The following is a 25,317-nucleotide window of genomic DNA, read 5'->3' as shown; positions in this document are numbered from 1 at the left end:
CGCACTCTCGTCGGTATGAGGACACGGACGGAGAACACGGCGCGGGTGGTGGTGATCGGTGCCGGGATGGCGGGCGCCCGGCTCGCCGCCCGGGTCCCCGGTGTGACCGTCATCGGCGAGGAGGCCCACGCACCGTACAACAGGGTGCTGCTGGCCGAGGTGCTCGCCGGACGGTACGAGCCGGACGTGATCGCCCTGCCGCCCGCCGAGGTGCGGCGCGGGGTGCGGGCCGTACGGATCGACCGGGCGGAGCGCAGGGTGCTCTGCGACGACGGGAGCGTCGTCGGCTACGAGCACCTGGTGCTGGCCACCGGCTCCAACCCGGTGCTGCCGCCGCTGCGCGGCCTCGGGCACACGCTGCCGGACGGGGTGCATCCGTTCCGCACCCTCGACGACTGCCTGGCCCTGCGTGCCGCGGTGCGGCCCGGAGTGCGCGCGGTCGTCATCGGCGGCGGGCTCCTCGGGGTGTCGGCCGCGCGTGCCCTGGCCGAGTGCGGCGCCCAGGTGGTGCTGGCCCAGCAGGGCGAGCACCTCATGGAACGTCAGCTCGACGCGGAGGCCGCGGGGATGCTGCGCGGCCACCTGGAGGCGCTCGGGGTCGAGGTGCACACGGAGTGCCGGGTGCGCGGGCTTCGCTGCACCGGCGGGCACACCCCGGCGGTGCGGGCCGTGGAGCTGGCCGACGGCTACGAGCTGGAGGCCGAGATCACGGTGCTGGCCTGCGGGGTCCGTCCCCGGACGGGTCTGGCGCAGGCCGCCGGGCTGGAGGTCCGCAAGGGCGTCGTCGTGGACGACGAGCTGCGCACCTCGGATCCGTACGTCCACGCGGTCGGTGACTGCGCCGAACACGACGGGACCGTCTACGGCCTCGCGGGGGCGGCGCTCGAACAGGCCGACGTCCTGGCCGAGGTGCTGGCCGGACGCCCGGCGCGCTACCGGGGCACCCGGGCACTGACCCGGCTCACCCTGCGCTCGCCCGCCACACCGGTCGCCGCCGGAACGACCGGGGCCGCCGTCGTCCCCGAGAGGTCCGGGGGTCTCGACCTGGCAGCCTTCGGCGACTCCCGCCCGATGCCCGGCGACGACGTGATCCGGCTGGCCGACGCCACCCGGGGCGCGTACCGCACGGTCGTCGTCCGGGGCGACCGGCTCGCCGGCGGGGTGCTCTTCGGCGACCTCGCCGCGGTCGGCAGCCTGGCCCGGACCTGGCAGGACGACGACCCCATCCCCGCCGACATGTCCCTGCTCCACCTGCTCACCAACGACGGAGGCTTCTGATGCCGGTGTCCACTCCCCCGACCCGCCCCACCGCAGGCGTGCCGACGATCGTGGTCGTCGGGCACGGCATGGTCGGACAGCGGTTCCTGGAAGCGCTCGCCGACCGGGGCCTGACCCCCGCGGCGGGGACCGCGAAGGTCGTCGTGCTCTGCGAGGAGCCCCGCCCGGCGTACGACCGCGTGCAGCTGACCTCCTACTTCTCCGGGAAGACGCCGGAGGACCTCTCGCTGGTCGAGGCGGGCTTCATGGAGCGGCACGGCATCGACCTGCGCGTCGGTGACCCGGCGACCGGCGTCGACCGCGAGGCGCGCACCGTCACCGCGCGCTCCGGCGAGACCTTCTCCTACGACACCCTGGTGCTGGCCACCGGCTCGTACCCCTTCGTGCCGCCTGTCCCGGGCAAGGACGCCGAGGGCTGCTTCGTCTACCGCACCATCGAGGACCTCCTCGCGATCGAGGAGTACGCGAAGACGTCGACGAGCGGCGCGGTCGTCGGCGGCGGGCTCCTCGGCCTGGAGGCCGCGGGCGCGCTGAAGGGCCTCGGACTCGACACGCACGTCGTCGAGTTCGCCCCCCGGCTGATGCCGGTCCAGGTCGACGAGGGCGGTGGCGCCGCGCTGCTGCGCACCATCGAGAACATGGGCCTCACCGTCCACACGGGCGTCGGCACCCAGGAGGTCACCGCGGGCGAGGACGGCCGGGTCACCGGCATGTCCCTCTCGGACGGTTCGACGCTGGAGACCGATCTCGTCGTGTTCTCCGCCGGCGTCCGTCCCCGGGACCAGCTGGCCCGTGACTGCGGCCTGGCGGTCGGGCCGCGCGGCGGCATCATCGTCGACGAGGAGTGCCGCACCTCCGACAGCGACGTGTTCGCGATCGGCGAGTGCGCGCTGGCCTCGGACGGCCGGGTCTACGGACTGGTGGCGCCCGGTTACGAGATGGCTCTCGCGGTCGCCGAGGTGATCGCGGGCAACGCCGCCTCCTTCACCGGGGCCGACCTCTCCACCAAGCTGAAGCTGCTCGGCGTGGACGTCGCGTCCTTCGGTGACGCGCACGGCGCGGCCGAGGGATGCCTCGACGTGGTGTACGCGGACTCCCGCTCGGGCGTCTACAAGAAGCTGGTGATCGGCCAGGACGGCACCCTGCTCGGCGGTGTCCTGGTGGGCGACGCCGAACAGTACGGCACGCTGCGGCCCATGACGGGCACGGTCCTGCCGGTCTCCCCCGAGCAGCTGGTGCTGCCGGCGGGCGCGGGCGGCCCGGTCACCCTCGGCCCGTCCTCGCTGCCCGACGAGGCCGTCATCTGCTCCTGCCACAACGTCACCAAGGGCGCGATCTGCGAGCACACCACGCTGCCCGAGGTGAAGAAGTGCACCAAGGCCGGTACCGGGTGCGGCAGTTGTGTCAAGGTCATCGGCCAGCTGCTGCCCCAGCCCGAGGACCAGGGGCTGTGCGGCTGCTTCGAGTACACCCGCAGCGAGCTGTACGAGATCGTCCGCACCCTGGGGATCACCACGTACGCCGCGCTGCTCGACTCGCACGGCCGCGAGGCGGCCCGTGGCGGTGACGGCTGCGAGGTCTGCAAGCCCACCGTCGGTTCGATCATCGCCTCGCTGGCCCCGACCGTCGGCGCGAGCGGTTACGTCCTGGACGGCGAGCAGGCGGCGCTGCAGGACACCAACGACCACTTCCTGGCCAACCTCCAGCGCAACGGCTCGTACTCCGTCGTGCCCCGCATCCCGGGCGGTGAGATCACCCCGGAGAAGCTGATCGTGATCGGCGAGGTGGCCCGGGACTTCGGCCTCTACACGAAGATCACCGGCGGGCAGCGGATCGACCTGTTCGGCGCCCGCGTCGACCAGCTGCCGCTGATCTGGACCCGACTGGTGGACGCGGGCTTCGAGTCCGGCCACGCCTACGGGAAGTCGCTGCGCACCGTGAAGTCCTGTGTGGGGCAGACCTGGTGCCGCTACGGCGTCCAGGACTCCGTGAAGATGGCCATCGACCTGGAACTGCGCTACCGGGGCCTGCGCTCCCCGCACAAGCTGAAGTCGGCGGTGTCCGGCTGCGCCCGTGAGTGCGCGGAGGCCCGCGGCAAGGACTTCGGGATCATCGCCACCGCCCAGGGCTGGAACCTCTACGTCGGCGGCAACGGCGGAGCCACCCCGCGCCACGCGGACCTGCTCGCCCAGGACCTCTCCGACGCCGAACTGGTGCGGCTGATCGACCGGTTCCTGATGTTCTACATCCGCACGGCCGACCGCCTGGAGCGCACCTCGACCTGGCTGGACCGGATCGAGGGCGGCCTCGACCACGTACGCGACGTCGTCGTCCACGACTCGCTGGGCCTCTGCGACGAGCTGGAGCGGCTGATGGCCGACCACGTCGCCGGCTACCGCGACGAGTGGGCGGAGACCATCGACGACCCCGAGCGGCTGCGGCGCTTCGTGACCTTCGTCAACGCCCCCGACGCCCCGGACCCCTCGGTCAAGTTCGTCCCCGAGCGCGACCAGGTCAAGCCCGACCTGGACATCCTCGCGGGCCCGGTGCTCGCCATCCGTACTCTTGAAGGGACCGCCTCCTGATGACGACCCAGACACTGGAAACGGCGCAGGACACCCGGACGATCCAGCTCGCCGACGGGGACGGGTGGTTCACGGTCTGCGACCGCTCGCTGCTCACCCCCGGCCGCGGGGTCGCGGCCCTCCTCCCCGACGGCCGGCAGGTCGCGGTGTTCACGGACCGGGCGGGGCGCGTGTACGCGATCGACAACCGGGACCCCTTCACCGGGGCGTACGTCCTCTCCCGCGGCCTGATCGGCTCCGCCGACGGGCGGCCGTTCGTGGCGTCGCCACTGCTGAAGCAGCGCTTCGACCTGGAGACGGGCGCCTGCCTGGACGACGACGACGTCAGCGTGGCGGTCCACCCGGTCCGCGCGGACTGATCCCCGCCGCTTCACCGGCTGTTGCCGCGCCGTCAACTACGCGCCTCTACTGTCCTGACGTCCCACCCGCCGGGCCGACCGGACCGGCGGGCCGGCACGTCACCCGTGGAGTGATCGTGGAACGTCGGACCTTCTTGCGTACGGCTGTCATCGGCACCTCGGCCACAGCCTTCGGCGGCACCCTGTGGAGGGGTGCCGCCTTCGCCGACCCGGCCCAGCCGGCCACCGGCCCGTACGGCGCACTGCAGGCGGCCGATGGCAACGGCATCCTGCTGCCGTCGGGCTTCACGAGCCGGATCATCGCCCGTTCGGGGCAGACCGTGGCCGGCACCTCGTACCGCTGGCACAGCGCGCCGGACGGCGGCGCGACCTTCACCGACGGCAGCGGCTGGATCTACGTCTCCAACGCCGAGGTCTCCTCGGGCAGCGGCGGCGGGGCGAGCGCGGTCCGCTTCAACTCTTCCGGGACCGTCACCTCGGCCTACCGGATCCTGTCCGGCACGAACAACAACTGCGCGGGCGGCCGCACCCCGTGGAACACCTGGCTCTCCTGCGAGGAGGTGACCCGCGGCTTCGTCTACGAGACGGACCCCTGGGGCGTGAACGCGGCCGTGCAGCGGCCCGCGCTGGGGCGGTTCAAGCACGAGGCCGCGGCCGCGGACCCGGACCACGGCTACATCTACCTGACCGAGGACGAGACGGACGGCCGCTTCTACCGCTTCCGCCCCACCACCTGGGGCAACCTGTCGTCCGGGACGCTCCAGGTCATGGTGGCGGGGACCGCCACCTCGGGTCCGGTGACCTGGACGACCGTCCCCGACCCGGACGGCTCGCCCACCCAGACCCGCTACCAGGTCTCGGGCGCCAAGGTCTTCAACGGCGGTGAGGGCTGCTTCTACGCGGCGGGCACCTGCTGGTTCACCACCAAGGGCGACAACCGGGTGTGGGCGTACGACGCGGACGCCTCGTCGATCTCGCTCGCGTACGACGACTCCCTCGTCTCGGGCGGCGGCGCCCCGCTGACCGGTGTCGACAACGTCACCCGCTCCGCCTCGGGCGATCTGTACGTCGCCGAGGACGGCGGGAACATGGAGATCTGCCTGATCACCCCGGACGACACCGTCGCCCCGTTCCTGCGGATCAGCGGGCAGTCCGGTTCGGAGATCACCGGCCCCGCCTTCTCCCCCGACGGGCGACGGCTGTACTTCTCGTCCCAGCGAGGGACCAGCGGCAGCTCGTCCGGCGGCATCACATACGAGGTCACCGGACCGTTCCGCTCCTGACGCCCGTGGCGGAGGTCGCGGAGCCGGCTCCGCGACCTCCGCGCCCCTAGGGTCTTTCGTTTGGATCAGGCCGGATCAGGGAGCGGGGCCTGGTGCCGTGCATCGCAAGGCGGAGGAGGGAGTCGGATGGGGTCTCCCCTGCTCGAACGGAGTTGAGAGCTGGGGGAAGGAGCGTCGGAGACCGACGACAACGCCGCGAGGTGCGGCACCAGGCCTCGCGAGCCCGGCATGATCCAAACGAGAGGCCCTAGATCAGCCCTGGCCCTCGGCGGCGGCCGGGTCCATCCAGACGACCTCCCAGATGTGGTGGTCGGGGTCCTGGAAGGAGCGGCCGTACATGAAGCCCTCGTCCATGGGGTCGTTGGCGGGCGACCCGCCGTTGGCGAGGGCGGCGTCGGCCAGCTCGTCGACCTTCTCGCGGCTCTCGGCGCTGAGGGCGATGAGGACCTCGGTCGTTCTGGAGGAGTCGGCGATCTCCTTCTTGGTGAAGTCCTTGAAGCGCGGCTCGCTGATGAGCATGGCGAAGATGGTGTCGCTGATGACCAGACAGGCGGTCGAGTCGTCGCTGAACTGCGGGTTGAAGCCGAAGCCGAGCTTCCCGAAGAAGTTCTTCGTCGTCTCCAGGTCCTTGACCGGCAGGTTCACGAAGATCATCTGAGGCTGAGGCATGGTGTTCCCACTCTTTCGTCCGGCACTTCGAGGTGCTGCTGGGCGCTGTGCGCGCTTACGAGGGGTAGACGGCCGGGCGGCCCGGAACTCATCGGTCCCGCCGGATGTTCCCGCCCGGCCACCGGTACGGCCTCAGGAGACGGGCTGCGGGGCCCCGCCACGCAGCAGGGCCGCGCCCAGCGGGGTGAGCGTGTGCAGGACGGAGCTGCCGTGGCGCAGGGTCCGGACGAGTCCGGCCTCCCGGAGTACGCAGGCGTGCTGGCTGGCCGAGGCGAGGGACACCCCGGTCCTCCGGGCCAGCTCGCTCGTCGTACATCCGTGGCCTATGGACCTCAGGACCGTGGAGCGGGTGTTGCCCACGAGCCGCCCCAGCCATGGACCCGGATCGGTGAAGGCCGGGGCCTCGGGGTGGGTGACGGGGTAGACGAGGACCGGCGGGAGGCCGGGATCGCGGTAGACCACGGGGGTGCCCCGGCAGAAGAAGGACGGCTGCAGGAGCAGCCCCCTCCCGTCGAGCCGCAGTTCGCGGTCGACGGGGTAGTCCGCCTCCAGCACGGGGGCGCGCCAGCGGATCATCGGCGGCAGGGTGGCCAGCAGTTCGTCCGCCCCGCCGTCCAGGAGTGCCCTGCCCCGGACCGCCCGGTCCGCCTCGACGGACGCGCGGATGTGCGGCCAGTAGGGCTCGACCGCCGCCCGGTGGTAGGCGCGCAGGGTGGTGATCAGACGTCCCAGGGGCTCCGCACGGCCGTCGCCCAGCCACTCCGGCGGGGGACCTCCCGAAGGGCTCCGCCCCGGGGCCCGGCCGGCGGACAGCAGCCCCAGCTCGGCCTCGATGCGTCCCTCTGGCGTGTCACGCAGCGCCTCCATCCCCGCGTCCAGGCCGAGCGGTTCACTCCCGCCCCCGGAGGGTGTCAGGAAGTCGGGGAAGTATCCGCGGGGAGGAACGACAGCGGACAGCAGACGCGCTTCACCGTTCAACCGGTTTCGGGATTCCTTCCGCCATTTCCCGAAGACCGTGGAACCCCGCCGGTCCCGAAGCCGGTGAAAGCTGAGAACCGTCTCCCACATGGCGTCCGGCCGGGTGGCCATCCGCACGCGCGAAAGGTCCGTCCCGGACACATGGATACGCAGCACCGAACCCCCACCTGTTGCACCCGCAATTGCCCCCGCCGAAGCGTATGCGGAGGGTCACAGGAGGTCACCACGGGGTTTCGGCCAGAGTTGAAATGTCTCGCCCGAATCCACGCCACCCGAAAGGCTGTACGACGTCGGGTACGCATCCGGCGTCACCGAATGGGCGGGTGAGGGCCGTGGGGGGCCTCTCTCGTCCGGCGGCGGTGGTCGACGGTGCGGCTCCGTACCCGGCAGGGGTAAGCGGGCGCGGTCCGGGGGTGGGGATCCCCTGGCCGCGCCCGGGCGGGACGGCCTCGCTTTGCGCACCGAACGGTGAAAAGCGAACAACCTGAGCCATTGAATCGTTCGCGATTCAATTGACGCCGGGACGATGAAACCGGCGGAGCGAAGCGGCGGCACCCCCGCACAGGGTGCCGCCGCTTCCGGTAATCCGGTTCTCCGCCGCCGGGCGAATGAGGGTCTCCTGTCCGCCGGCGGTCTCCGGACGTGTGGCGGGCGCCGCCCGCCCGAGGGCTGTCCCGCAATGCCCGGCGGGACGGCCCTGGTCTCAGCGGCTGTCGCTGCCGTGCGACGCGGCCGCGGCGCGGCCCGCTTCCAGCCGGGCGACCGGAATGCGGAACGGCGAGCAGGAGACGTAGTCGAGGCCGACCTCGTGGAAGAAGTGGACGGACTCGGGGTCACCGCCGTGCTCTCCGCAGACACCGAGCTTGAGGTCCGGGCGAGTGGCCCGGCCGGCCTCGACCGCGCTGCGCACGAGGGAGCCGACGCCGTCCTTGTCGATCGTCTCGAAGGGCGACACCCCGAAGATGCCCTTCTCCAGGTAGGCGGTGAAGAAGGAGGCCTCCACGTCGTCGCGGGAGAAGCCCCACACCGTCTGGGTGAGGTCGTTCGTGCCGAAGGAGAAGAACTGTGCGGCCTCGGCGATCTGAGCGGCGGTCAGGGCGGCGCGCGGCAGCTCGATCATCGTGCCGATGCTCAGCTTCAGCCGGGTACCGGTGGCCTCCTCCACCTCCGCGATGACCCGGTCGGCCTCCTCGCGGACGATCTCCAGCTCCTGGACCGTGCCGACGAGCGGGATCATGATCTCCGCGCGCGGGTCGCCCTTGGCCTTCTTGCGCTGCGCCGCGGCCTCCGCGATCGCCCGGACCTGCATGGCGAACAGCCCCGGAATGACCAGGCCCAGACGGACACCGCGCAGGCCGAGCATCGGGTTCTGCTCGTGGAGCTTGTGGACGGCCTGGAGCAGCCGGAGGTCGTTCTCGTTGGCGTCCTTGCGGGACTCGGCGAGCGCGACCCGGACGGAGAGCTCGGTGATGTCCGGCAGGAACTCGTGGAGCGGCGGGTCGAGCAGCCGTACGGTGACGGGCAGTCCGTCCATCGACTCGAACAGCTCGATGAAGTCGCTCTTCTGGAGGGGCAGCAGCGCGGCCAGCGCCTCCTCGCGCTCGTCGTCGGTGTCGGCGAGGATCAGCTTCTCCACCATCCCGCGGCGCTCACCGAGGAACATGTGCTCGGTGCGGCACAGGCCGATGCCCTGGGCGCCGAAGCGGCGGGCCCTCAGGGCGTCCTCGGCGTTGTCCGCGTTCGCGCGGACGCGCAGCCGGCGCACCCGGTCGGCGTAGGCCATGATCCGGTGCACGGCGGCGACGAGCTCGTCGGCGTCGTCGGCCCCCGCGTGCATCCGGCCCTCGAAGTACTCGACGACCGGGGACGGTACGACGGGCACCTCACCGAGGTACACCTTGCCGGTGGAGCCGTCGACGGAGACCAGGTCGCCCTCCTCGACGACCGTGGACCCGACGGTGAGCCGGCGGCGCTTGGTGTCGACCTCGATCTCCTCGGCGCCGCAGACACAGGTCTTGCCCATGCCGCGGGCGACGACGGCCGCGTGCGAGGTCTTGCCGCCGCGCGAGGTCAGGATGCCCTCGGCCGCGATCATGCCGTCGAGGTCGTCGGGGTTGGTCTCCCGGCGGATCAGGATGACCTTCTCCCCCGAGCGCGACCACTTGACGGCGGTGTACGAGTCGAAGACCGCCTTGCCCACGGCCGCACCCGGCGACGCCGCGATGCCCCGGCCGAGCAGGACGGTGGAGGCCTCGTCGTCGAAGCGCGGGAACATCAGCTGGGCCAGCTGCGCGCCGTTGACACGCTGGAGCGCCTCGGCCTCGTCGATGAGGCCCTGGTCGACGAGCTGGGTGGCGATACGGAACGCGGCGCCCGCAGTGCGCTTCCCGACCCGGGTCTGGAGCATCCAGAGCTGACCGCGCTCGATGGTGAACTCGATGTCGCAGAGATCCTTGTAGTGGGTCTCCAGCGTCTCCATGATCTTCATGAGCTGGTCGTACGACGTCTTGTCGATGGACTCCAGCTCGGCGAGCGGCACGGTGTTGCGGATGCCCGCGACGACGTCCTCGCCCTGCGCGTTCTGGAGGTAGTCGCCGTAGACGCCCTGGTGGCCGCTGGCCGGGTCACGGGTGAAGGCGACGCCCGTACCCGAGTCGGGTCCGAGGTTGCCGAAGACCATCGAGCAGATGTTGACGGCCGTGCCGAGGTCTCCGGGGATGCGCTCCTGACGGCGGTAGAGCTTGGCCCGGTCGGTGTTCCACGAGTCGAAGACGGCCTTTATGGCCAGGTCCATCTGCTCACGGGGGTCCTGCGGGAAGTCCCGCCCGGCGTCCCTGGTGACGATCTTCTTGAACTGCTTGACGAGCTTCTTCAGGTCGTCCGCGTCGAGGTCCACGTCGACCGTGACACCCTTGGCCTGCTTCGCGGCCTCCAGCGCCTCCTCGAAGAGGTCGCCGTCGACCCCGAGGACGGTCTTGCCGAACATCTGGATGAGACGGCGGTAGGAGTCCCAGGCGAAACGCTCGTCACCGGCCTGCTGGGCGAGCCCCGCGACGGAGGCGTCGGAGAGGCCGATGTTGAGGACCGTGTCCATCATCCCGGGCATCGAGAACTTGGCGCCGGAGCGGACGGAGACCAGCAGCGGGTCGTCGGCCTGGCCGAGGTTCTTGCCCATCCGCTGCTCGAGCGCCGTGAGGTGCGCGCTGACCTCGTCACGCAGTTCGGCCGGCTCGTCGCCGCTGTCCAGGTAGACCTTGCAGGCCTCGGTGGTGATGGTGAAGCCCGGAGGGACGGGGAGCCCGAGGTTGGTCATCTCGGCGAGGTTGGCACCCTTGCCGCCCAGCAGGTCCTTCAGATCCTTGTTGCCCTCGGTGAAGTCGTAGACGAACTTCTGCTGATCTTTGTTTTCCGACACGGGTCTCGACTCCTCGAGGACGCGGTGGCTGCCCTGACGGCGAGGAACATACCCAGATCGAAGGTGTCTCGGTACGGCCACTTGCGCGTCATGAGGGCTGAACCACCCGTCCGCCAGCAGATCGAAAGTAGCGGGCCGGTGAGCCCGGACGGAGGAATTCGTTCACTCCTTGAAGTCAAGATGACTCAGGGTTCCTGATTCGGCGAATCACGACCACATGGAGTAGCGGAGACTTTGATCGATCAAAGTAAACACATCTGGCACCCAGTGCCGCCATTTGAGAAGTGCAGCACCCATAAGAGCGCTCATCTGAGCAAAACCGATCTCAAGGGTGGCGAGAATCACGCCCCTGGTCGCGCTCAGATGTCACCATGCGGATGCCTGCGGGGCGCCACCTGGTCACACCTGGTCCACCATTGCCTTACCCAGGGTGATGAGGACCGGTCGTCCGTGCGGCCACTTCGCGCCACATTCGGGAAAACGCGTGGGATCATCTCCGATCCCGACGAAAATGCCCGCTCATCCGAGCGGGCATGTCGTGGGGCACCGGGTGCCCTTGAGTGGGGCGTGGCGTTCAGCCGCCCGAGGTGTCCAGCTCGGCCTCGGCGCCCACACCCGCGCAGTCGTACGGGTCCTTGAGCCAGCCGTCCGGCAGCGCCACCCGGTTGTTGCCCGAGGTGCGGCCGCGGGGGCCGTCCGCGCCGTCCGGCCAGGGCTGGTCGAGGTCCAGCTCCTGGAGCTGGCCGCCCAGCTCCTCCAGCGACGAGGTGACCGCGAGCTTCCGGCGCATGTCCGAGCCGACCGCGAAACCCTTGAGGTACCAGGCCACGTGCTTGCGGAAGTCGATCACGCCCCGGCTCTCGTCGCCGATCCACTCCCCCAGCAGGGTCGCGTGCCGCAGCATCACGTCCGCGACCTGACGCAGGGCGGGCGCCTGCCTGGTCCCCGTCCCCTCGAAGGCGCTCACGAGGTCACCGAAGAGCCAGGGCCGCCCGAGACAGCCACGGCCGACGACGACACCGTCGCAGCCCGTCTCCCGCATCATCCGCAGCGCGTCGTCGGCGCACCAGATGTCGCCGTTGCCGAGGACCGGGATCTCGGGGACGTGCTCCTTGAGGCGCGCGATGGCGTCCCAGTCGGCCGTACCGCCGTAGTGCTGGGCGGTGGTCCTGCCGTGCAGCGCGACGGCGGTGACGCCCTCCTCGACGGCGATGCGGCCCGCGTCGAGGTAGGTGGTGTGGTCGTCGTCGATGCCCTTGCGCATCTTGATGGTGACCGGGAGCTCGCCGGCCTGCGCCACGGCCTCACGGAGGATCGCCCGCAGCAGGGGGCGCTTGTACGGCAGTGCGGAGCCGCCGCCCTTGCGGGTCACCTTGGGTACGGGGCAGCCGAAGTTCAGGTCGATGTGGTCGGCGAGGTCCTCGTCCACGATCATGCGGACCGCCTTGCCGACGGTGACCGGGTCCACTCCGTAGAGCTGGATCGAGCGCGGGGTCTCGCTCGCGTCGAAGTGGATGAGCTGCATGGTCTTCTCGTTGCGCTCGACCAGCGCCCGGGTCGTGATCATCTCGCTGACGAACAGCCCCTTGCCGCCGGAGAACTCTCGGCACAGGGTGCGGAAGGGCGCGTTGGTGATGCCGGCCATCGGGGCGAGCACGACCGGCGGCTGCACGGTGTGCGGGCCGATCCGGAGCAGCGGGAGGGCGGGGGCGAGCGTGGTCATGTGCCCCATTGTCCCGCACCCGGCGGGCGGCCCGGCCGGCACCCGGTCATCGCCCTGCCCCGGCCCCCGCCGGGGGGCCGGGACGCACGTACACGGGCCCGGACCGCCGAGGTGGCGGTCCGGGCCCGTGTCACCGCTGATGGTGCGGGAGCGTCAGCTCGCGGCCGGTTCGTCCTGGGCCGGAGCGGCCTGTCCGGCGGCGCGCTCACGCATCTTGCGGACCAGCTCCTGCTTCTTGTCCTCTGCGGCCTTTCGGTCCTCGTTGCGCGCGGTGCCCGCGCCCTGCTGGTCGGCGCGGGACAGCTTCTTGCGCTGTCCGCCCACGCCGAGGAGGTTGTTGCGGCCCTTGGCCATGTGGTTCTCCCGTTCCGGGTGCGAAGTGAGGATGACGTTCGGTGTATCGATCCGATGGGCGACGGGCGCGGGGCCCGTCGCGCACTCACTCGTAGATCTGGAGGAAGGAAGACATGGCCCCAAAGTACCCCGGCGGGGCGGGAGTCTCACCCCGTTTTCCGGGTGTGCCGCGCGGGCTCTCAGGCTGTCGGGTCGACCGTCGCCTGGTGCGCCTCGGTGAGGTGCTCCTCGGCCTTCAGCCAGGGGAGGAACTGAGCCCCCTTGCGCCAGCCGCAGGTGCCGCAGGTCAGCTGCCGCTGCATCCCCGACTTCCGCACGTGGACGGTGTGTTCACGTCCGTGCTGGTCCCATCTGCTGACCTTGCTCGTGGTCATGGACGGCATGCCGGCCTCCCCTGTGGACGAGTGGGCCCAGTGTGCACGATGGCCCCGGCTCCGCAGTACGGAACCGGGGGCATCGTTACGAGGCCGAGGGGCGTCAGCAGCCCAGCAGGCGGGAGCCGAGGTAGCCCTGGATCTGGTCCAGGGAGACGCGCTCCTGCTTCATGGTGTCGCGCTCGCGCACGGTCACCGCGTTGTCGTCGAGGGTGTCGAAGTCGACGGTGACGCAGAACGGGGTGCCGATCTCGTCCTGGCGGCGGTAGCGGCGGCCGATGGCGCCGGCGTCGTCGAACTCGATGTTCCAGTTCTGCCGGAGGTCGGCGGCGAGACCCTTGGCCTTCGGCGAGAGCTGCGCGTTGCGGGACAGCGGCAGGACGGCGACCTTGACCGGGGCCAGGCGCGGGTCGAGGCGCATCACGGCGCGCTTCTCCATGACGCCCTTGGCGTTGGGCGCCTCGTCCTCGCTGTACGCGTCGAGGAGGAACGCCAGCATCGAGCGGCCGACACCGGCCGCCGGCTCGATGACGTAGGGCGTGTAGCGCTCGCCCTTCTCCTGGTCGAAGTAGTGGAGGTCCGTACCGGAGGCCTCGGAGTGCGCCTTGAGGTCGTAGTCGGTGCGGTTGGCGACGCCCTCCAGCTCGCCCCACTCGCTGCCGCCGAAGCGGAAGCGGTACTCGATGTCAGCGGTGCGCTTGGAGTAGTGGGAGAGCTTCTCCTTCGGGTGCTCGAACCACCGCATGTTCTCCTCGCGCAGGCCGAGACCGGTGTACCAGTTCCAGCGCTGCTCCATCCAGTACTCCTGCCACTGCTCGTCCTCGCCCGGCTTGACGAAGAACTCCATCTCCATCTGCTCGAACTCGCGGGTGCGGAAGATGAAGTTGCCCGGAGTGATCTCGTTCCGGAAGGACTTGCCCATCTGCGCGATGCCGAACGGCGGCTTCCTGCGCGAGGTCTGCAGCACCTGGCCGAAGTTGGTGAAGATGCCCTGGGCGGTCTCGGGGCGCAGGTAGGCGACCGAGCCGCTGTCCTGGGTCGGGCCGAGGTGGGTGGAGAGGAGCCCGGAGAACGCCTTGGGCTCGGTGAAGGTGCCCTTGTTGCCGCAGTTGGGGCAGTTGAGGTCGGCCAGGCCGTTCGCCGGGGCCTTGCCGTGCTTCTCCTCGTACGCCTCCTCCAGGTGGTCGGCGCGGTAGCGCTTGTGGCAGGAGGTGCACTCGGTGAGCGGGTCGGTGAAGGTGGCGACGTGACCGGAGGCGACCCAGACCTCGGGGGCGAGGATGACCGACGAGTCGATGCCGACCACGTCCTCGCGGGCGGTGACCATGTAACGCCACCACTGGCGCTTGAGGTTCTCCTTCAGCTCGACACCCAGCGGTCCGTAGTCCCAGGCGGCGCGCTGGCCACCGTAGATCTCGCTGCAGGGGTAGACGAAGCCACGGCGCTTGCTCAGGCTGACGATGGTGTCGATCTTGTCGGCGGCCACGGTGCTCTCTTCATTACGACGGCGGAACTGGACAGGGACGGCGCGCGGCGCCTCTGTGGGGCTCTGGACAGAAGACGGGCGGGCGAATACCTCAGATTACCGGCGGGCGCACCCCCTGGATCAAATCGGTGGGCCCATCGCGTCCACGGCGAGTGGATCAAGCTCCCTCAGGCACCCTTGTTGACAACCGTTTCCAGATTTGCTGAAAATGGGATTCATGAACATACGTCGTCGGCTGATAGCCCCCGCCGCCCTCGCCGGAGCGGTGACTCTCGGCATCACCTCGCTCTCCGCCTGCTCCTCGTCCGACGCGGCGGAGGGATCGAACGGCGACAAGCTCGACGTGGTGGCGTCCTTCTACCCGATGGAGTTCCTCGCCGAGCGGATCGGCGGGTCGCACGTTTCCGTCACCAACCTCACCAAGCCCGGCGTGGAGCCGCACGACCTGGAGCTCTCCCCCAAGCAGATCGGCGGCCTGAGCGACGCCGACTACATCCTCTACCTCAAGGGCATCCAGCCCGCCGTGGACGACGCCGTCGCGCAGTCGGGCGTGAAGAACACCGTTGACGCGGCGAAGCTCACCACGCTCGAGAACCACGGCTCAGAGGTCGGCCACGACCACGGCGAGGGCGAGGAGCACGGCCACGAGGAGGAGGGTGAGGAGCACGGCGACGAAGAGGCCGGACTCGACCCGCACATCTGGCTGGACCCGGTGAAGTACGCGGAGGTCGCCGAGGGCGTGGGCAAGTCCCTGGAGAAGGCCGACCCCGATCACGCCGCCGACTACCGCAAGAACACCGACACCCTGGTCGGCGAGCTGAACGACCTGAACACCGCGTACGAGAGCGGTCTGAAGGACACCGGGACCAAGACCTTCATCACCACGCACTCCGCCTTCGGCTACCTGGCCGAGCGCTACGGCCTGACCCAGCAGGCCATCGCGGGCATCGACCCCGAGGCCGAGCCCAGCCCCGCCCGGATCGAGGAGATCCACCACGCGGCCGAGGAGAGCGGCGCCACCACCGTCTTCTTCGAGACCCTGGCCAGCGACCGGACCGCCAGGACCCTGGCGAAGGACCTCGGCCTGAAGACGGCCGTCCTGGACCCGCTGGAGGGAATCACCGACAAGTCCGCGGGCGATGACTACATCGAGGTCATGAAGTCCAACCTCACCGCCTTGCAGAAGGCGCTCGGCTCCAAGTGACCGAGGCAGTACCCGCTACACGCACCCCAGCACCGGAGGCGACCATGCCCGAGTCCAGTACGCCGGAACCCGTGATCGACATGCGCGGGGCCACGGCGACCCTCGGCTCACGGCCGGTGCTGCGAGGCGTCGACCTGACCGTGCGCCGCGGCGAGGTCGTGGCTCTGCTCGGAGCCAACGGCTCCGGCAAGTCCACCGCGGTGCGCTCGGTCATCGGCCAGGTGCCGCTGACCGGCGGAACCGTCGAACTGTTCGGCACCCCGCTGCGGCGGTTCCGCAGGTGGTCCCGCGTCGGGTACGTGCCCCAGCGCACCACGGCGGCGGCCGGTGTGCCCGCCACGGTCCGTGAGATCGTCGAATCCGGCCGGCTCTCCCGCAGCGGGCTCAGGCTGCCACGTAAGGCCGACCGGGCGGCCGTGGACCGGGCCATCGAGCTCGTCGGCCTCGCGGACCGCGCCAAGGACTCGGTGAACGCCCTCTCCGGCGGCCAGCACCAGCGGGTCCTGATCGCCCGCGCGCTCGCCGCCGAGCCCGAGGTGCTGATCATGGACGAACCGATGGCCGGCGTCGACCTGGCGAGCCAGGACGTCCTCGCCTCCACCCTGCGCTGGCAGGTCGCCGACGGGGCGACGGTGCTGCTCGTCCTGCACGAGCTCGGCCCGCTGGAGCCGCTGATCGACCGGGCGGTCGTCCTGCGTGACGGCTGTGTCCTGCACGACGGGCCGCCGCCCGAGGCCGTGGGCCAGCACGCCCTGCCCGGCCACGACCACGTACACCCCCACGCGGCCTCCGAGCCCGTCCGGACGGGACTGCTGACCTGACATGTTCGAATTCCTGAACCCCGCATTCATGCAGCGGGCCCTGATCGCGGCCGTCCTGGTCGGGATCACCGCTCCCGCCATCGGTATCTATCTGGTCCAGCGCCGTCAGGCCCTGATGGGCGACGGCATCGGGCATGTGGCGATGACCGGCGTCGGCCTGGGCTTCCTGCTCTCCACCAACCCCGTCTGGATGGCCACGCTGGTCGCGGTGGCGGGTTCCGTCGTGATGGAGCTGATCCGCTGGTACGGCCGCACCCGCGGCGACGTCGCCCTCGCCATGCTGTTCTACGGGGGCATGGCGGGCGGTGTGATGCTGATCAACCTCTCCGACACCGGCTCCAACGCCAATCTGACCTCGTTCCTCTTCGGCTCCCTCTCGACGGTCTCCGAGGAGGACATCACCACCATCTCCGTACTGGCCGCCTTCGTGGTGCTGGTCACGGTCGGCCTGCGACGGCAGCTGTTCGCGGTCAGCCAGGACGAGGAGTTCGCACGCGTCACCGGACTGCCGGTACGCCTGCTCAACCTGCTGGTCGCGGTCACCGCGGCGGTCACCGTGACCGTGGCGATGCGCGTGGTCGGCCTGCTGCTGGTCAGCGCGCTCATGGTGGTACCGGTGGCCGCCGCGCAGCAGATCGCGAAGTCCTTCAAGGTGACCTTCGTCCTCGCCGTGGCGATCGGCACGGTCGTGACCCTGACCGGCACCGTGACCTCGTACTACCAGGACGTGCCGCCCGGGGCGACGATCGTGCTGCTGGCCATCGCCGCGTTCGTCCTGCTGACTGCGCTGGCCGCGCCGCTGGCCCGTGTACGGGCCGGGCGCCGGGAGCCCGGGGCCGGGACCGACGCGGACGGGTGCACCCTGGAGGTACCGAGTGCCCGGAGCGCCTCGGACGACGTACGGGTGTGACCTCGGGGCCGGTGCCGGCTGGCACAATGGGCCCCGACAGACGTACGGGCGACAGCGACACAAGGAGGCAGCTGTGACGACGGCGCCGAGCAGTGGCACGGGCGCGGCTACGGTACGCGGGCGGTCCACCCGGCAGCGGGCGGCGGTCGCGGCGGCCCTCGACGAGGTCGACGAGTTCCGCAGTGCCCAGGAGCTGCACGACGTGCTGAAGCATCGCGGTGACTCCGTGGGGCTGACCACCGTCTACCGCACCCTCCAGTCGCTCGCCGACGCCGGTGAGGTCGACGTCCTGCGCACCGGCGACGGCGAGGCCGTCTACCGGCGGTGCTCGACCGACGACCACCACCACCACCTGGTCTGCCGGACGTGCGGCAAGGCCGTCGAGGTGGAGGGCCCCGCGGTGGAACAGTGGGCCGAGTCCATCGCCGCGCAGCACGGCTATGTGAACGTCGCCCACACGGTGGAGATCTTCGGCACCTGCGCGGACTGCGCGGGCGCCAAGGGCTGACCGGCCCGGGAGCGTATACGCACGGAGGGGGCCCGCGAAGGGCCCCCTCCGTCGCGTGTCAGGCCTTGGTGATGTCCTCGGCGCCACCGAAGCGCCGGTCGCGCCGGGCGAACTCCAGGCACGCGTTCCACAGGTCGCGGCGGTCGAAGTCCGGCCACAGGACGTCCTGGAAGACCATCTCCGCGTACGCGCTCTGCCAGATCAGGTAGTTGGACGTGCGCTGCTCACCGCTGGGACGCACGAAGAGGTCCACGTCCGGCATGTCCGGGTAGTAGATGTACTTCGCGAAGGTCTTCTCGTTGACCTTCGCGGGGTCGAGCTTCCCGGCGGCGACGTCCTCGGCGATGCGCTGGGCGGCGTCGGCGATCTCGGCCCGTCCGCCGTAGTTGACGCAGAAGTACAGCGTCATCCTGTCGTTGTCCTTGGTCTGCTCCTGGGCGACCTGGAGCTCCTGGACGACGGACTTCCACAGCTTCGGCATACGGCCGACCCAGCGGATGCGGATGCCGAGCTCGTCCATCTCGTCGCGCCGGCGGCGGATGACGTCCCGGTTGAAGTTCATCAGGAACTTCACCTCCTCCGGAGAACGCTTCCAGTTCTCGGTGGAGAAGGCGTACAGCGAGAGGTTCTTGACGCCCATCTCGATGCAGCCCTTGAGGACGTCCATGACGACGCCCTCGCCGACCTTGTGGCCCTCGGTGCGCGGAAGACCCCGCTCCTTGGCCCACCGGCCGTTGCCGTCCATCACCACGGCGACGTGCTTGGGCACCAGCTCGCCGGGGATCTTCGGCGGGGTGGCGCCGGAGGGGTGCGGCTCGGGGGTCTTGTACTCACGCCGGTTACGGCCGCCGAGCATCCCGCGTACTGCCATCGGTTTAGATCGTCTCCCTGTGTCACTTCTCTACGTACCGCAGCGAGCGCAGGCCGCGCTCCAGATGCCAGTGCAGATAGGCGGACACGAGTCCGCTGCCCTCCCTGACATGACGCGCCTCGGACGCGTCGGCCGTCTCCCAGTCACCGGTGAGCAAGGCGCTCAGCAGTTCGACGGCCTCCGCCGAGGGTACGACGCTGCCCGGTACCCGGCAGTCGCCGCATATGCTCCCGCCGGCCGCCACGGAGAAGAACCGGTTCGGTCCCGGCATCCCGCACTTGGCGCAGTCGTCGAAGCTCGGCGCGTAGCCGTTGACGGCGAGGGAGCGCAGCAGGAACGCGTCCAGGATGAGGTTCGGCGCGTGCTCGGCGCGGGCCAGCGTGCGGAGCCCGCCGACGAGCAACAGGTACTGCTGGACCGCGGGCTCGCCCTCGTGGTCGGTGAAGCGCTCGGCGGTCTCCAGCATCGCGGTGCCGGCGGTGTAGCGGGCGTAGTCGGAGACGATGCCGCCGCCGTACGGGGCGATCGTCTCGCTCTGGGTGCAGAGCGGGAGCCCGCGGCCGACGAGCTCGCTGCCCCGGGCGAAGAACTGCACGTCCACGTGGGAGAAGGGCTCCAGCCGCGCCCCGAACTTCGACTTGGTGCGGCGCACCCCGCGCGCCACGGCACGCACCCGCCCGTGGCCGCGGGTCAGGATCGTGATGATCCGGTCGGCCTCGCCCAGCTTCTGCGTACGCAGCACGACGCCGTCGTCCCGGAACAAGCTCATGGCCCCATTGTCGCCCACCGCGGCCCGGGGCCGGGCAGGGGCCGCTTGAAGTCCCGTACCGCCCCGTGCGCCCTCTGGAGCGTGCCGCGAGGGTTCCAGGGCGGCTACGAGGGCGTACGGGCGGCCTCGAGCAGCTTCGCGGTGTCGGAGGGGCAGAGCTGGAGCGCGCTGCCCACCGTCGTGAGCACCTCGCGCTCCGCCTGGGTGTACGGGCCGTCGGCGAGGGCGATCCTGGCCCCTCGCAGCAGCACCGCCTCGCGGCCCGCGACCGCCAGGTGCGGCGCGAGCGGTTCCAGGACCTCGTGGAGCTCGATGGCGAGTGCGGCGCCGCACGCCTCGGCCGCCGCCTCGCCCCCACGGGCCGCGCCGGTCTCCGCGGCGAGCACCTCGACGATGGTGAAGAGCTGTTCCTGGGAGCAGTCGTCGAGCCCGGCGTCCCGGACGACCGCCGCGGCGGTCTCCAGCACCGAGCGGGAGGTGGTGCCGCCGGCGGCGAGCACGGCGAGGGTGACGGTGTGCACGGCCTCCCGCAGCATCGCGGAGAAGCGCGTCGTGGTGGGACGGTCCAGCGCGTCCGGGGCGAAGTGCGTCGAGCAGGCGGCGCATTCGACGACGGGACCGGCGCTGCCGCGGGTCAGCAGCGGCACTCCGAGGACGGTGAGGCGCTCGCGGCCCGTCAGACGCCGGTAGTTGCGGTCTCCTCCGCAGCGGGGGCAGAAGAACTCGCCGTCCCCGACGGTGTCCCAGGCGGTGCGGATCCCGTAGATGCGCAGTCTCACGGCGCGTCGTCCTTTGGCTGCCCGCACGTCGCACACCTCCGTAACTCCCCCGTGGCCCTTCGGACGTCGGGGGGTACCCCCGCGGCAACATTGCCGCGTTGGACGTGATGTTAGCCACACACATGAGGTGGCGTCAGCATCCCGGACGTCACAACCGCCGGAGATGGCCGAACCCCGCCCACCCGGAAAGGGTGAACGGGGCTCTCGCGCCGGACAGTTCGGCGGCGTTCCGGACTCGTCTCCGGCGCGCGGGCCGACCGGGTCAGCGTGCGGCGCGGTTGACCGCCGAGACGACGGCCTTGAGCGAGGCGCGCGTGGTGTTGGCGTCGATACCGATGCCCCACAGGACCTTGCCGTCGATCGCGCACTCGATGTAGGAGGCCGCCTGCGCGCTCGCGCCCTCGCTCATGGTGTGCTCGGTGTAGTCCAGCAGACGGGCGTCGATGCCGATGCCCTGCAGCGCCTCGAAGAACGCGGAGATCGGTCCGTTGCCCGTGCCGCTCAGCACCGTGTCCGAGCCGTCGACGGTGGCCTCGACGGTGATCGTGTCCTGTCCGTCGGTCCCGGTCGTCGTCTGGCCGGTCCGGATCTGTACGCGCCCCCAGGCGTTCTCGGGGTTCGGCAGGTACTCGTCCCGGAAGGTGGACCAGATCTGGGCCGGGGTGACCTCGCCGCCCTCGGCGTCGGTCTTGGCCTGAATGATCCGGGAGAACTCGATCTGCATCCGGCGCGGCAGGTCCAGCTTGTGGTCGTTCTTCAGGACGTAGGAGATCCCGCCCTTGCCGGACTGCGAGTTGACCCGGATGACGGCCTCGTAGGAGCGTCCGACGTCCTTCGGGTCGATGGGCAGGTAGGGCACCGCCCACTCGATCTCGTCGACGGTCCTGCCCTGCGCGGCGGCGTCGGCCTCCATCGCGTCGAAGCCCTTCTTGATGGCGTCCTGGTGGGAGCCGGAGAAGGCGGTGTAGACCAGGTCGCCCGCGTAGGGGTGGCGCGGGTGGACCTCCATCTGGTTGCAGTACTCGCTGGTGCGGCGGATCTCGTCGATCTGCGAGAAGTCGATCTGCGGGTCGACGCCCTGGGAGAAGAGGTTCATGCCCAGAGTGACCAGGTCGACGTTGCCGGTCCGCTCGCCCTGGCCGAACAGGCAGCCCTCGATGCGGTCGGCGCCGGCCATGATCGCCAGCTCGGCGGCGGCGACGGCGGTTCCGCGGTCGTTGTGCGGGTGGACCGACAGGCAGACGTGCTCGCGGCGGCTCAGGTTGCGTGACATCCACTCGAACCGGTCCGCGTGGGTGGACGGGGTCGAACGCTCCACCGTGGCGGGCAGGTTGAGGATGATCTCGCGCCCCTCCTCCGGCTGCCAGACGTCACAGACGGCCTCGCAGACCTCCAGGGCGAAGTCCAGCTCGGTGTCGGTGAAGATCTCGGGGCTGTACTGGTAGCCGAAGATCGTCTCGTCGCCCAGGATCTTGTCGGCGTACTCCATCACCAGACGGGTGCCGTCCACCGCGATCTGCTTTACCTGCTCCTTCGTGCCGCGGAAGACCACGCGGCGGAAGGTGGGGGCGGTGGCGTTGTACAGGTGGACGGTGGCGCGGTGGGCCCCGCGCAGGGACTCGACGGTGCGCTCGATCAGTTCCTCGCGGGCCTGCGTCAGGACGGAGATCGTCACGTCCTCGGGGATCGCGCCCTCTTCGATGATGGAGCGCACGAAGGCGAAGTCGGTCTCGCCGGACGACGGGAAGCCGACCTCGATCTCCTTGTAGCCCATGCGTACCAGCAGGTCGAACATCTCGCGCTTGCGCGCGGGCGACATCGGGTCGATCAGGGCCTGGTTGCCGTCGCGCAGGTCGGTGGAGAGCCAGCGGGGCGCCACCGTGATGCGGTTGTCCGGCCAGGTGCGGTCGGCGATGTCCACGGCCTCGTAGCCGCGGTACTTGTGGACCGGCATCCCGGAAGGCTTCTGCAGCTGCCCGGCGTTGGTCACCGGCGTAGGCCCACCGACGGGGGTGGCGGCATCGGTGTGCACGGGGGAATTCACTGCGTTCATGGCGTACGGCTCCTCTGAGGTCCAGCAGGGGCGGCCGACTGTGTCACTGCACCAGCGAACTCCGCGGGGAGGGAGCCGGCCTACGACTACAGGCCCTCGCCGCGGCAGCTAAGAAGGAGCAGCCCGAAACGCATGATGCGGCAACACTAACCGAGGGGCGCCTGGTGCGTCGGTCCGTATCAGTATGCGGGATCCGGGCCATGTAAAGGCTGAACAGTGATACATCACTCTATTTCGTCAATCGCGATCGCAACCAGTGACAGAGCGGTGACGGAGTGCCACAGTCATTTGCATGCAGCCTCGACCGAACAACGGGTTCCAGCCCGTCTTCTGCACCATCGTGCCGCCCCACGTCCTCGACAAGCTGTCCCAGGCCGACGACCCGCGACTGGCCGAACCGGCCCGCCGCACCCTGGAGGCCGACGGGGCCCGGCGGCGCCACCGCCAGGTCACCGCACTCGCCCGCTCGCCCCTTCCAGCGAGCACCTCGGCCCCGGTCCCGGCCAAGCCGCACCGCACCCTGTACGACTGCCGCAACGGCACTGACCTGCCGGGTGTGAAGGTCCGTGACGAGGGCGACGACCCCACCGACGACGCGAGCGTGAACCGCGCCTACGCGGGCCTCGGCGCCACCTTCGAACTGCTGCTCAGCGAGTACGGCCGCAGCTCGATCGACGGCAAGGGGCTCCCCCTCGTCGGCTCCGTGCACTACGACGAGAAGTACAACAACGCCTTCTTCGACGGCGAGCAGATGGTCTTCGGGGACGGGGACGGGGAGATCTTCCTCGACTTCACGGTCGCCATCGACGTGATCGCCCACGAACTCGCGCACGGGCTGACCCAGTACACGGCGAACCTCGCGTACGAGGGCCAGTCGGGCGCGCTCAACGAGTCCGTCTCCGACGTCTTCGGCTCCCTCGTCAAGCAGTACTCCCTGGGCCAGAGCGCGGACCAGGGCGACTGGCTGATCGGAGCGGGGCTGCTCGCCCCCCGGGTCAGCGGTGTCGCCCTGCGCTCGATGAAGGCGCCGGGCACGGCGTACGACGACGACGTACTCGGAAAGGACCCGCAGCCCGCCTCGATGGACGACTACGTCGAGACGGACGAGGACAACGGCGGGGTCCACATCAACTCGGGCATCCCCAACCGCGCCTTCTACCTGCTCGCCACCGCCCTGGGGGGCAACGCCTGGGAGCGGGCCGGACAGATCTGGTTCGACGTGCTGACCGGCGGCGAGCTGACCCAGGACGCGTCGTTCACCGAGTTCGCGAAGCTGACCGTCGCCGCCGCGCGGCACAGGTTCGGGGAGGGCGACGAGGCGGAGGCGGTGCTGAAGGCCTGGTCGGAGGTGGGCGTGCCGACCAGGTGACCGGGTAGGAAGACGCGGGACCACCGTGGGGCGGGGCAGTCAGGAGCCAGGATGCGCATTCGGGTCAGCCGGACCGGCGGGTTCGCGGGTATCGCACGCGAGGGTGAGATCGAGACCTCGGGGCGGTCCGACGCGGCCGAGTGGGAGGCCCTGGCCGACTCGGTGATCTCGGCCGGCCCCGGCGGCCCGTCCGCTCCGGTACCGGACGGCTTCCGTTACCGGATCACGGTGGGCGGGCGGACGGTCGAGTGCGCGGACCCCCGGCTGACCCCGGCCCAGCGGACGCTGATCTCCCGGGTCCTCCAGGAGGGCGCGTAGACCGGCGGCGAGTACGCCGCCGGTCCGCCCGGTGATACCGCTGCCCCGGCGTGCTCTCGGAACCCCAGCTTGCGCAGCGTTCAGAACCCCAGCTTGCGCAGCGTTCAGAACCCCAGCTTGCGCAGCTGCTTCGGGACCCACTCCCCACGCCGCACTCGCACCCCTCGGCCCAAGGGCCTCAGCGGCTTCGCACGGCTGCGCCGGCCTCCGGCCGCCTGCTCGGGGACCCGTTCAGAACCCCAGCTTGCGCAGCTGCTTCGGGTCGCGCTGCCAGTCCTTGGCGACCTTCACGTGCAGGTCGAGGAAGACCGGCGTGCCCAGCAGGGCCTCGATGTGCTTGCGCGACTTCGTGCCGACGTCCTTGAGGCGCTTGCCCTTCGGGCCGATGATGATGCCCTTCTGGCTGGGCCTCTCGATGTAGACGTTCGCGTGGATGTCCAGCAGCGGCTTGTCCGCCGGCCGGTCCTCGCGCGGCAGCATCTCCTCGACGACGACCGCGATGGAGTGCGGAAGCTCGTCGCGTACGCCTTCCAGCGCGGCCTCGCGGATGAGCTCGGCGACCATGACCATCTCGGGCTCGTCGGTGAGGTCACCCTCCGGGTAGAGCGGCGGGCTCTCGGGCAGGAGCGGGGCGATCAGGTCCGAGAGCAGGCTCACCTGCTGGTCCTTGACCGCCGAGACCGGCACGATCTCGGCCCACTCGAAGCCCAGTTCGTCCGCCAGCGCGGAGACGGCGAGCAGCTGCTCGGCCAGGGCCTTGGACTCGACCAGGTCGGTCTTGGTGATGATCGCGATCTTCGGGGTCTTCTTGATCCCCGCGAGCTCCTTGACGATGAACTTGTCACCGGGGCCGAGCTTCTGGTCGGCGGGCAGGCAGAACCCGATGACGTCGACCTCCGCCCAGGTGGTGCGCACGACGTCGTTCAGCCGCTCCCCGAGCAGGGTGCGCGGCTTGTGGAGGCCGGGCGTGTCCACCAGGATCAGCTGGGCGTCGTCACGGTGCACGATGCCCCGCACGGTGTGCCGGGTGGTCTGGGGGCGGTTGGAGGTGATCGCCACCTTCTGACCGACCAGAGCGTTCGTGAGGGTGGACTTGCCCGCGTTGGGGCGGCCCACGAAGCAGGCGAAGCCGGCCCGGTGGGCGGCGGTGTTCTCAGCCTGCCGCGCAGCGGCTTCTGTGTTCGGTCGAGCGCTCATGGCGCCCATTCTCC

At 70.3% G+C, this 25,317-nt stretch carries 22 protein-coding genes; 10 read left to right on the top strand and 12 right to left on the bottom strand.

The window, feature by feature from the left end; all coding sequences use genetic code 11:
- Positions 1–15: 15 nt before the first annotated feature.
- The 4 genes from ACGFNN_RS02695 (at position 16) to ACGFNN_RS02680 (ending at position 5,505) form a co-directional block, all read left to right on the top strand.
- Positions 16–1,278, top strand: coding sequence for an NAD(P)/FAD-dependent oxidoreductase (locus ACGFNN_RS02695; RefSeq protein ID WP_393552132.1), 1,263 nt, complete (start codon positions 16–18; stop codon positions 1,276–1,278).
- Positions 1,278–3,863, top strand: a complete 2,586-nt coding sequence (nirB, locus tag ACGFNN_RS02690; protein WP_393552130.1) for a nitrite reductase large subunit NirB — start codon at positions 1,278–1,280, stop codon at positions 3,861–3,863. Before ACGFNN_RS02695 ends, nirB begins: the two co-directional genes overlap by 1 nt.
- Complete coding sequence (gene nirD / locus ACGFNN_RS02685) at positions 3,863–4,222, top strand: nitrite reductase small subunit NirD (protein ID WP_393552129.1); 360 nt, start codon at positions 3,863–3,865, stop codon at positions 4,220–4,222. Before nirB ends, nirD begins: the two co-directional genes overlap by 1 nt.
- Positions 4,223–4,338: 116 nt before the next feature.
- Positions 4,339–5,505, top strand: coding sequence for an alkaline phosphatase PhoX (locus ACGFNN_RS02680; RefSeq protein ID WP_393552127.1), 1,167 nt, complete (start codon positions 4,339–4,341; stop codon positions 5,503–5,505).
- Between the two features lie 252 nt (positions 5,506–5,757).
- Here ACGFNN_RS02680 and ACGFNN_RS02675 read toward each other — a convergent pair whose 3' ends face one another.
- The 7 genes from ACGFNN_RS02675 to ACGFNN_RS02645 form a co-directional block, all read right to left on the bottom strand.
- Complete coding sequence (locus ACGFNN_RS02675) at positions 5,758–6,174, bottom strand: VOC family protein (protein ID WP_393552125.1); 417 nt, start codon at positions 6,172–6,174, stop codon at positions 5,758–5,760.
- 132 nt (positions 6,175–6,306) lie between these two features.
- A complete protein-coding gene (locus tag ACGFNN_RS02670) occupies positions 6,307–7,308 on the bottom strand; it encodes an ArsR/SmtB family transcription factor (protein ID WP_393552123.1) in 1,002 nt (333 codons plus the stop codon).
- Between the two features lie 547 nt (positions 7,309–7,855).
- On the bottom strand, positions 7,856–10,567 hold the full coding sequence (gene ppdK, locus ACGFNN_RS02665) for a pyruvate, phosphate dikinase (protein WP_393552122.1): 2,712 nt from the start codon (positions 10,565–10,567) through the stop codon (positions 7,856–7,858).
- 574 nt (positions 10,568–11,141) lie between these two features.
- Positions 11,142–12,290 (bottom strand): tRNA dihydrouridine synthase DusB, encoded by a 1,149-nt coding sequence (gene dusB, locus ACGFNN_RS02660; protein WP_362664614.1) that lies wholly within the window; start codon positions 12,288–12,290, stop codon positions 11,142–11,144.
- Between the two features lie 153 nt (positions 12,291–12,443).
- A complete protein-coding gene (locus tag ACGFNN_RS02655; protein ID WP_393552121.1) occupies positions 12,444–12,644 on the bottom strand; it encodes a DUF6243 family protein in 201 nt (66 codons plus the stop codon).
- A gap of 179 nt (positions 12,645–12,823) precedes the next feature.
- Complete coding sequence (locus ACGFNN_RS02650; RefSeq protein WP_362549469.1) at positions 12,824–13,027, bottom strand: hypothetical protein; 204 nt, start codon at positions 13,025–13,027, stop codon at positions 12,824–12,826.
- Positions 13,028–13,121: 94 nt separating this feature from the next.
- Complete coding sequence (locus tag ACGFNN_RS02645; protein ID WP_362549466.1) at positions 13,122–14,504, bottom strand: glycine--tRNA ligase; 1,383 nt, start codon at positions 14,502–14,504, stop codon at positions 13,122–13,124.
- Positions 14,505–14,721: 217 nt separating this feature from the next.
- Here ACGFNN_RS02645 and ACGFNN_RS02640 point away from each other — a divergent pair, with 217 nt between their 5' ends.
- The 4 genes from ACGFNN_RS02640 (at position 14,722) to ACGFNN_RS02625 (ending at position 17,947) form a co-directional block, all read left to right on the top strand.
- Complete coding sequence (locus tag ACGFNN_RS02640; protein ID WP_393552119.1) at positions 14,722–15,708, top strand: metal ABC transporter substrate-binding protein; 987 nt, start codon at positions 14,722–14,724, stop codon at positions 15,706–15,708.
- A gap of 44 nt (positions 15,709–15,752) precedes the next feature.
- Positions 15,753–16,529 (top strand): metal ABC transporter ATP-binding protein, encoded by a 777-nt coding sequence (locus tag ACGFNN_RS02635; protein ID WP_393552117.1) that lies wholly within the window; start codon positions 15,753–15,755, stop codon positions 16,527–16,529.
- 1 nt (position 16,530) lies between these two features.
- Positions 16,531–17,439: a metal ABC transporter permease gene (locus tag ACGFNN_RS02630; RefSeq protein ID WP_393552116.1), complete on the top strand. Its 909-nt coding sequence runs from the start codon at positions 16,531–16,533 to the stop codon at positions 17,437–17,439.
- A 73-nt stretch (positions 17,440–17,512) separates the two neighbouring features.
- Positions 17,513–17,947: a transcriptional repressor gene (locus ACGFNN_RS02625; protein WP_362549456.1), complete on the top strand. Its 435-nt coding sequence runs from the start codon at positions 17,513–17,515 to the stop codon at positions 17,945–17,947.
- A 58-nt stretch (positions 17,948–18,005) separates the two neighbouring features.
- Here the strand turns inward: ACGFNN_RS02625 and ACGFNN_RS02620 are convergent, their stop codons facing one another.
- The 4 genes from ACGFNN_RS02620 to leuA all read right to left on the bottom strand — a co-directional run bounded on the left by ACGFNN_RS02620 (position 18,006) and on the right by leuA (position 22,419).
- Positions 18,006–18,818, bottom strand: a complete 813-nt coding sequence (locus ACGFNN_RS02620; protein WP_393552114.1) for an isoprenyl transferase — start codon at positions 18,816–18,818, stop codon at positions 18,006–18,008.
- A 22-nt stretch (positions 18,819–18,840) separates the two neighbouring features.
- Positions 18,841–19,587 (bottom strand): DNA repair protein RecO, encoded by a 747-nt coding sequence (gene recO / locus ACGFNN_RS02615; RefSeq protein ID WP_362549450.1) that lies wholly within the window; start codon positions 19,585–19,587, stop codon positions 18,841–18,843.
- Positions 19,588–19,691: 104 nt separating this feature from the next.
- The gene (locus ACGFNN_RS02610) at positions 19,692–20,393 is read right to left on the bottom strand and encodes a TerB family tellurite resistance protein (protein WP_393552113.1); all 702 of its coding nucleotides are present in this window, start codon (positions 20,391–20,393) and stop codon (positions 19,692–19,694) included.
- A 235-nt stretch (positions 20,394–20,628) separates the two neighbouring features.
- Positions 20,629–22,419: a 2-isopropylmalate synthase gene (leuA, locus tag ACGFNN_RS02605; RefSeq protein WP_393552112.1), complete on the bottom strand. Its 1,791-nt coding sequence runs from the start codon at positions 22,417–22,419 to the stop codon at positions 20,629–20,631.
- Between the two features lie 292 nt (positions 22,420–22,711).
- Between leuA and ACGFNN_RS02600 the strand changes: the two genes are divergently transcribed.
- Both ACGFNN_RS02600 and ACGFNN_RS02595 read left to right on the top strand, forming a co-directional pair.
- Positions 22,712–23,788, top strand: a complete 1,077-nt coding sequence (locus ACGFNN_RS02600) for a M4 family metallopeptidase (RefSeq protein ID WP_393552111.1) — start codon at positions 22,712–22,714, stop codon at positions 23,786–23,788.
- A gap of 51 nt (positions 23,789–23,839) precedes the next feature.
- Complete coding sequence (locus tag ACGFNN_RS02595) at positions 23,840–24,106, top strand: protealysin inhibitor emfourin (RefSeq protein WP_393552110.1); 267 nt, start codon at positions 23,840–23,842, stop codon at positions 24,104–24,106.
- Between the two features lie 231 nt (positions 24,107–24,337).
- Here ACGFNN_RS02595 and era read toward each other — a convergent pair whose 3' ends face one another.
- Positions 24,338–25,312: a GTPase Era gene (gene era / locus ACGFNN_RS02590; RefSeq protein WP_393552109.1), complete on the bottom strand. Its 975-nt coding sequence runs from the start codon at positions 25,310–25,312 to the stop codon at positions 24,338–24,340.
- Between the last annotated feature and the right edge of the window lie 5 nt (positions 25,313–25,317).

Origin of the sequence: Streptomyces sp. NPDC048590 (assembly GCF_043199535.1) — a bacterium.
Lineage (GTDB): Bacteria > Actinomycetota > Actinomycetes > Streptomycetales > Streptomycetaceae > Streptomyces.
The sequence above is the reverse complement of the archived record's forward strand: the minus strand, read 5'-3'. Positions and strand labels throughout refer to the sequence as shown.

Bases quoted from the DNA above. Each gene is read 5' to 3' on its own strand.
- ACGFNN_RS02695 (WP_393552132.1), top strand. From the start codon at position 16: ATGAGGACACGGACGGAGAACACGGCGCGGGTGGTGGTGATCGGTGCC.
- nirB (WP_393552130.1), top strand. From the start codon at position 1,278: ATGCCGGTGTCCACTCCCCCGACCCGCCCCACCGCAGGCGTGCCGACG.
- nirD (WP_393552129.1), top strand. From the start codon at position 3,863: ATGACGACCCAGACACTGGAAACGGCGCAGGACACCCGGACGATCCAG.
- ACGFNN_RS02675 (WP_393552125.1), bottom strand. From the start codon at position 6,174: ATGCCTCAGCCTCAGATGATCTTCGTGAACCTGCCGGTCAAGGACCTG.
- dusB (WP_362664614.1), bottom strand. From the start codon at position 12,290: ATGACCACGCTCGCCCCCGCCCTCCCGCTGCTCCGGATCGGCCCGCAC.
- ACGFNN_RS02655 (WP_393552121.1), bottom strand. From the start codon at position 12,644: ATGGCCAAGGGCCGCAACAACCTCCTCGGCGTGGGCGGACAGCGCAAG.
- ACGFNN_RS02650 (WP_362549469.1), bottom strand. From the start codon at position 13,027: ATGCCGTCCATGACCACGAGCAAGGTCAGCAGATGGGACCAGCACGGA.
- ACGFNN_RS02640 (WP_393552119.1), top strand. From the start codon at position 14,722: ATGAACATACGTCGTCGGCTGATAGCCCCCGCCGCCCTCGCCGGAGCG.
- ACGFNN_RS02635 (WP_393552117.1), top strand. From the start codon at position 15,753: ATGCCCGAGTCCAGTACGCCGGAACCCGTGATCGACATGCGCGGGGCC.
- ACGFNN_RS02630 (WP_393552116.1), top strand. From the start codon at position 16,531: ATGTTCGAATTCCTGAACCCCGCATTCATGCAGCGGGCCCTGATCGCG.
- ACGFNN_RS02620 (WP_393552114.1), bottom strand. From the start codon at position 18,818: ATGGCAGTACGCGGGATGCTCGGCGGCCGTAACCGGCGTGAGTACAAG.
- recO (WP_362549450.1), bottom strand. From the start codon at position 19,587: ATGAGCTTGTTCCGGGACGACGGCGTCGTGCTGCGTACGCAGAAGCTG.
- leuA (WP_393552112.1), bottom strand. From the start codon at position 22,419: ATGAACGCAGTGAATTCCCCCGTGCACACCGATGCCGCCACCCCCGTC.
- ACGFNN_RS02600 (WP_393552111.1), top strand. From the start codon at position 22,712: ATGCAGCCTCGACCGAACAACGGGTTCCAGCCCGTCTTCTGCACCATC.
- ACGFNN_RS02595 (WP_393552110.1), top strand. From the start codon at position 23,840: ATGCGCATTCGGGTCAGCCGGACCGGCGGGTTCGCGGGTATCGCACGC.
- era (WP_393552109.1), bottom strand. From the start codon at position 25,312: ATGGGCGCCATGAGCGCTCGACCGAACACAGAAGCCGCTGCGCGGCAG.